4 protein-coding genes and 1 pseudogene are annotated in these 6650 nt (G+C 77.1%); 1 reads left to right on the plus strand and 4 read right to left on the minus strand.

Annotated features, from left to right (window positions below):
• Nucleotides 1-187 precede the first annotated feature (187 nt).
• The 3 genes from ACFV4G_RS27050 to def all read right to left on the minus strand — a co-directional run bounded on the left by ACFV4G_RS27050 (nucleotide 188) and on the right by def (nucleotide 3270).
• Nucleotides 188-1621 carry an RsmB/NOP family class I SAM-dependent RNA methyltransferase gene (locus ACFV4G_RS27050; protein ID WP_380444654.1) on the minus strand — a complete coding sequence of 478 codons (1434 nt, stop codon included), beginning with the start codon at nucleotides 1619-1621 and terminating at the stop codon, nucleotides 188-190.
• A gap of 122 nt (nucleotides 1622-1743) precedes the next feature.
• Nucleotides 1744-2682 carry a methionyl-tRNA formyltransferase gene (gene fmt, locus ACFV4G_RS27055; protein ID WP_380444656.1) on the minus strand — a complete coding sequence of 313 codons (939 nt, stop codon included), beginning with the start codon at nucleotides 2680-2682 and terminating at the stop codon, nucleotides 1744-1746.
• A 42-nt stretch (nucleotides 2683-2724) separates the two neighbouring features.
• Entirely contained in the window at nucleotides 2725-3270 is a 546-nt protein-coding gene (def, locus tag ACFV4G_RS27060) for a peptide deformylase (protein WP_380444658.1), read from the minus strand.
• 345 nt (nucleotides 3271-3615) lie between these two features.
• Here def and ACFV4G_RS27065 point away from each other — a divergent pair.
• A pseudogene (locus ACFV4G_RS27065) lies at nucleotides 3616-4086 on the plus strand (hypothetical protein); the annotation flags it as partial.
• 320 nt (nucleotides 4087-4406) lie between these two features.
• On the opposite strand, the gene ACFV4G_RS27070 reads toward ACFV4G_RS27065, so the two are convergent.
• The gene (locus ACFV4G_RS27070) at nucleotides 4407-6494 is read right to left on the minus strand and encodes a primosomal protein N' (RefSeq protein ID WP_380444660.1); all 2088 of its coding nucleotides are present in this window, start codon (nucleotides 6492-6494) and stop codon (nucleotides 4407-4409) included.
• Nucleotides 6495-6650: the final 156 nt, after the last annotated feature.

Here is a 6650-nt window from a genome sequence, read left to right on the forward strand (position 1 = left end):
GCCCCCCGCCCCACCCCCCCGCCCGCACCCCCGCCCCCCCGCGCCCCCACCCGCCCCCCCGGGCGGGAAACCCCCCCCCCCCCCCCCCCCGCCCGGGGGGGCGGGCGGCGCCGGAGGATCGCGCGGGAGAGCGCGGGAGAGCGCGGGAGAGCGCGGGAGAGCGCGGGAGAGCGCGGAAGAGACAGGGTCAGGCCGTCCGCCGCAGCAGCGCCAGGTACATCGCGTCCGTCCCGTGCAGGTGCGGCCAGAGCTGCACGTCCGGGCCGTCCCCGAGCGCGGGCACGCCGGGCAGCAGCGGCCGGGCGTCGATCCACTCGACGCGGCCGCCCTCCGCGCGCAGCACGTCGTCGACGACGGCCCGCGTTTCGGCGAGGTGCGGCGAGCACGTCGCGTACCCGACGACGCCGCCCACCCGGGTGGCCTCGATGGCGGAGCGCAGCAGGTCCCGCTGGAGCGGCCCGAACGCGGCGACGTCCGCGGGGCGCCGCCGCCACCGCGCCTCCGGCCGGCGGCGCAGCGCGCCGAGCCCGGAGCAGGGCACGTCCACGAGGACGCGGTCGAAGCCGCCGGAGCGCCAGGCCGGCCGCGTCCCGTCCGCCGCGATCACGGTGTACGGGCCGGGGTTGCCCTCCAGCGCCCGCGCCACCAGCCGGGCCCGGTGCGGCTGCTTCTCGCTGGCGACGAGGGCCGCGCCGCGCTCGGCGGCGAGGGCGCCGAGCAGTGCGGCCTTGCCGCCGGGGCCGGCGCAGCCGTCGAGCCACAGCCGGTCGGGGCCGTCCAGCGGAGCGGCGGCGAGGGCGAGGGCGACCAGCTGGCTGCCCTCGTCCTGCACACCGGCCCGGTTCTCCCGGACGGCGTCCAGCGAGCCCGGGTCGCCGCCCTCGGCGAGCCGCAGCGCGAACGGGGACCAGCGGCCGGGCTCGGCCTCCGGCAGGGCGTCGGCGAGTTCGCCGACGGCGACCCGTCCGGGCCGGGCGACGAGCGTGACCTCGGGCCGCTCGTTGTCGGCGCGCAGCAGGTCCTCGATCGCGGCGCGCCCGGAGGCGTCCGGCTGCCAGCGGCCGAGGGAGTCCCAGAGCGCGGAGACGACCCAGCGCGGGTGCGAGTGGACGACGGCGAGGTGGTCCTCGGCGTCCTGGTCGTACGGCGGGGCGACCTGCTCGATCCAGGCATCGAGGTCGCGGGCGCTGATCCGGCGCAGGACGGCGTTGACGAACTTCGCCTTGCCGTCGCCGAGCACGACGCGGGCGAGCTCGACGGTGGCCGAGACGGCCGCGTGGCTCGGGATGCGGGTGGCGAGCAACTGGTGGGCGCCGAGCGAGAGCACGTCGAGCACCGGCGGGTCGACCTTGCTCAGCGGCCGGTCGATGCAGGCGGCGATGATCGCGTCGTAGGTGCCCTGGAGGCGCAGGGTGCCGTAGACGAGCTCGGTGGCGAGGGCGGCGTCGCGCCGCTCCATGCCCTTCTGCTCGGCCTCGCGCAGCAGCGACGGCAGGATCAGGTTGGCGTAGGCGTCGCGCTCGTCGACGGCACGCAGGGCGCGGAAGGCGACGATCCGCGCCGGGTCCTTCTTGGGCCGGCGGTGCGGACGGGGGGCGCGGTTGGCGCTGGGAGTGCTCACAGGTGCCTCAAAGTGCTGCGGTGGTTATCAGTTGCGGTGGTTGTCAGCTGCGGTCGTTGTCAGCTGCGGTGGTTGTCGGACGAACAGTCGAACAGTAACGCCAAACCGGGTACCCCGGCCTCTCAGCCCCCGAAGCGCTCCCCGGCCTCCAGGCGCGCCCCGCGCGCCCAGTCCGCGGCCCGCATCTCCTTCTTGCCCTGCGGACGGACCTCGCCGAGCTCGATGTCGTGGCTGCCGGTGCCGACCCGGACGCTGTTCTTGCCCACCATGGCGACCTCGCCCGGCGCGAGCCCGGTCTCCCCGGGCAGGAGCTTGACCGGCCCGGTCACCTTGAGGCGCTCGCCGCGGAACTCCGTCCAGGCGCCGGGTGCCGGGGCGCAGCCGCGCACGACGCGGTCGATGCGCAGGGCGGGGTGGGTCCAGTCGATGCGGGCGTCCTCGACGGAGATCTTCGGGGCGAGCGTGACGCCCTCGGCCGGCTGCGGCACGGCGTGCAGGGAGCCGTCCGCGATGCCGTCCATGGTGGCGGCGAGCAGGCGCGCGCCGGACAGCGACAGCCGGGTGAGGAGCTCGCCGCTGGTGTCGGCCGGGCGGACCTCCTCGGTGATCACGCCGAAGACCGGGCCGGAGTCCAGGCCCTGCTCGATCAGGAAGGTGGACGCGCCGGTGACCTCGTCGCCGGCGAGCACCGCGTGCTGGACCGGGGCGGCGCCGCGCCACGCGGGCAGCAGCGAGAAGTGCAGGTTGACCCACCCGTGCTTGGGGATCTCCAGGGTGCCGGGGCGCAGCAGGGCGCCGTAGGCGACCACCGGGCAGCAGTCGGGGGCGAGTTCGGTGAGCCGGGCGACGAAGTCCGGGTCACTGGGCTTCGCCGGCTTGAGGACCTCGATCCCGGCCTCCTCGGCGCGCTGGGCGACGGGGCTGGCGACCAGCTTGCGGCCGCGCCCGGCGGGGGCGTCGGGGCGGGTGACCACCGCGACGACCTCGTGCCGGTCGGAGGCGAGCAGGGCGTCCAGGGCGGGAACGGCGACCTCGGGGGTGCCGGCGAAGACGAGACGCATCAAGTGCCTTTCTGAAAACGGGGATTCAGGCCAGTGGGGAGCTCAGCGCGCCGCGCCGAAGGTGCTGTGCGGGGAGACCTTGACGACCGGCGCCGGCCCGGTGCCCCACTCCGCCTCCCGGATCGCCCTGAGCGCGGCCTTGCGCTGCTCGGTGTCGAGCCGGTCGATGAAGATGATCCCGTCGAGGTGGTCGGTCTCGTGCTGGATGCAGCGGGCGAGCAGCTGGGTGCCCTCCAGGGTGACCGGGTCGCCGTACATGTTGAAGCCCTTGGCGACGACGCCGTACGCGCGCTTGGTGTCGTAGCGCAGGCCCGGCAGGGAGAGGCAGCCCTCGGGGCCGTCCTGCTCGTCCTCGCTCAGCGACAGGTCCGGGTTGATCAGGTGCCCGGTGACGCCGTCCACGTGGTAGGTGAACACCCGCAGGGAGACGCCGAGTTGGGGCGCGGCGAGGCCGGCCCCGGGGGCGTCGAGCATGGTGTCGGTGAGGTCCCCGACGAGCTTGCGCAGCTCCTTGTCGAAGGTGGTCACCGGCTGGGCGGTGGCGCGCAGGACGGGGTCTCCGAAGAGACGGATCGGCTGGATCGCCACGGGGCGCGGGCTCCTGTCCGTAGGGGCGCGGGGCTGGGACAACGGCTGGTTCACCGGCAAGTCTATGCAACCCCTCCGTGCGGCCCGGCCGGCCACCCGTCCCCCGTCCTCCGCCGTCCCGCCCCACGCACCCCGCAGGCCTCACGCACCTCATCAGGCGCTCCCGCACCGCCCGCCGGGCCCGTCCCGTGCCACCCACACCCGTGACTGGCATATCCCGAGTCCGCTCGGCGGCGTTACCCCGGCCCCCGCTTCGGCGTTGGTCAAGTGAGATTGACCGGGGCCGGGGCGCACGGGACACGGCGCTCCGGCCGAGCTGACCGTACGGAAGGTGGCACGTAGGCCATGGCCGAGCAGATCAACCACGACGCCCGGGCGCGGGCGAGCCTGCACCTGCTGGTGCGGGACATCGAGCGGGTGAGGCGCCAGGTCGACGCGCTGCGGACCCTCACCGCCCAGCTGGGCAACGTCTACCGCCCGCGCCGCCCCAGCACCTCGGCCGGGTTCGTGGTGTACGGCCGGGCGCCCGCGCCGACCGTGCGCCTGGCACAGGAGCTGCGGGAGAGCGTGGAGACGCTGGTGGCGGCGGCGGTCGAGTTCGACCGGGCACTGGGCTTCTCCTGGGACTCGGTCGGGTCGGCCCTCGGCGTCACCAAGCAGGCGGTGCACCGGCGGTACGGGATGCGCCGGCCGACCAGCGAACTGCTGGCCGCGAGCGGCGCCGTCCCGGGCCCGAGCCGCCCGGACCGCTCCGAGGAGCTGCCCGCACCCGCCGAGCGCAGCGGCCTGGCCGCGACCGTCCCGGCGGCCCGCCAGGGCGGCCTGGACCGCAGTGCACTGGAGCGCGCCGGCACGGACCGCCCCACCGTGGACCGCAGCGCCATCGACCGGACGCCCCTGGACCGGACGTCGATCGATCGCGGCGTCCCCGACCGTTCCCCCGCCGAGCGCTCCCCGATCGACCGCACCGGCATCCCCCTGCGCGGCTGACCCCTCCCCTCCCGAGGGCCCCCGGGGCGGGGTGGCCCACTCACCCCGCCCCCGCACGAGACGGAGCCGGGCCGCCCCCCGGCGCCCGAGCAGCGAACCGCCGCCACCACCCGGCGCCCGAACGGAGCACCACCGCTACCCGCCCGTCACCCGATGTCCAGCGGATCCACCCGCACCCGCACCGCCTCCGGTGTCCGCAGCGCGATCCGCGCGATCTGCGCCGCCTTCAGTGCCGCCGCCAGCGCCGCCCCCTGCCCGGGCGGCACGCGCAGCAGCGCGCGCTCCTGCTCCTCGCCGCGCAGCGCCGGCACGGGCACCGGCCCGAGGACGTCCGCGCCCTCCGGCAGCCGGATCAGTCCGAGCAGGTCGGCGACCGCCGCCGGGCTCCCCGCGACCGAGGCCATCCGGGAGACCGGCGGGAAGTGCAGCTGGGCCCGCTCGTCCCGCTCCAGCCCGGCGTGCCCGAGCGGGTCCCAGCGCACCAGGGCCTGCACCGGCCGCGCGGACGGCTCGGCGGCGACGACGACCGTCCCGCCCTCCGTCGACGGCCGGACGAGCGCGGCGGCCGCCAGCCACAGCCGCAGCGTCTCCTCGCCGGCCCGCAGATCGGGGCGGCTCAGCAGCGCCCAGCCGTCCAGCAGGAGCGCGGCGCCGTAGCCGGTGCCGCCCTCGACCACCGGTTCGGCGCCGGGCGTGGAGATCACCAGCGAGGCCTCGTCGGGCACGGTGGCGAGCACCGCGTCCCGCCCGGAGGTCCGCACCGGGATGCGCGGGAACGCCTTCCCGAGTTCCTCGGCCGTCCGCCGCGCGCCGACCACCTGGGCCCGCAGCCGGAAGGAGCCGCACTCGGTGCAGTGCCAGTCGTTCTCCGGCTCTCCGCACCACGCGCAGCACAGCGCGGCGTCCGCCGACGGCGCCTCCAGCGGCCCCTCGCACCGCCGGCAGCGCGCGGGCGTCCGGCAGCGTCCGCAGGCGAGCCGGGGCACGTAGCCGCGCCGGGGCACCTGGATGAGCACCGGGTGCCCGGCCGCGAGCGCCTCGCGCGCGGCCTCCCAGGCCACCGACGGCAGCCGGGCGGCCTGCGCGGCGGCGTCCCGGTGCTGGTCCTGGTCGGTGACGGTCCGCACGCGCGGCGCGACCTGCCGGACGGTCTCCCGGTCGGCGACCAGCGGCCGCGCCCACCCGGTGCTGACCAGCTGCGCGCCCTCGACCGTCACGGCGTGCCCGCCGAGCAGCACGGCCGCGCCCTCCTCGGCGGCCCGCAGCAGCGCGACCTCGCGGACGTGCGGGTGCGGGGCGCGCGGGTCGCTGTGGCTGCTGTCGCCGTCCGACCAGACCACGACCAGCCCGAGGTCGCGCACCGGCGCGAACATCGTGGCGCGGGTGCCGATGACGGCGTGCACCGAGCCGCGGCTCACCGCGAGCCAGCGCCGGTAGCGCTCGCGCGGACCGGCCTCCGCCTCCAGGGCGACGTGCATGCCCTCGCCGAGCAGCTCGGTGAGCGCCCGGTCCACCCGCGCCACCGAGCGGCCGTCCGGCAGGACGACCAGCGCGCCGCGCCCGCCCGCCAGCGTCGCCGCGACGGCCCGGGCGATCTCGTACGGCCAGCCGGGCCCGGGCAGCGCCGACCAGACGGCCCGCGGCGCGCCGCCGCCGGCCAGCGCGGCGAGGAAGTCGGGCCCGGCCGGGTAGCGCTGCCAGCCACCGGGGGCGGGCGCCGCCGGGCGCGGGCGCGGCGGCGGGGAGTCCTCCGCCTCGGCCTTGGCGTGCCGGGGCGGGATCGCCAACTGGAGGACGTCCGCCAGCGTGCCCGCGTACCGGTCGGCGACGGTCCGGCACAGGCGCAGGAGCTGCGGGGTGAGGACGGGCTCGGGCGACAGCACCTGGGCGAGCGGCGCGAGCGGGCCGGGGAAGTCGCTCTTCTCCAGCCGCGCCACGATGAACCCGTCGTGCAGCTCCCCGCCCTCGCGCTGCCCCTTGACGACGCGCGCGCCGAACCGGACCCGCACCCGGACGCCGGGAAGGGCCTCCTCGGCCATCGCGGCCGGGACCTCGTAGTCGAAGAACTTGTCGATGGTCAGCACGCCCTTGTCGACCACGACCCGGGCCACCGGCAGGTGCTCGGCCCGCTTCGCGCCGCGCCACGTCCGCGGCTTGGCCTTGCGGACCGTCTCCCGGATGAACGCCAGCTGCTCCGGCTCGGCGCCCCCGTTCTCCCCTGTTGTGCTGCTCATCGCTCCCAAGTACTACCAGGTCACACCGACAGGACGCGCAGAAGCGGGGGGGGGCCCCGGCCGGGGGGGGGGGCCGGGGGGCGGGGTAGCGGCGGGTGAAGCGGGCGTGGGGGGGGGGGTGGTGTGCTGGCGGGGGGGGGGGGCCGCGGTGGAGTC

Origin of the sequence: Kitasatospora sp. NPDC059747, assembly GCF_042732955.1 — a bacterium.
In the GTDB taxonomy this organism is placed as follows: Bacteria; Actinomycetota; Actinomycetes; order Streptomycetales; family Streptomycetaceae; genus Kitasatospora.

Coding starts and splice junctions, on each gene's coding strand:
- fmt (WP_380444656.1), bottom strand. CDS start 2,682: ATGCGTCTCGTCTTCGCCGGCACCCCCGAGGTCGCCGTTCCCGCCCTG.
- ACFV4G_RS27070 (WP_380444660.1), bottom strand. CDS start 6,494: ATGAGCAGCACAACAGGGGAGAACGGGGGCGCCGAGCCGGAGCAGCTG.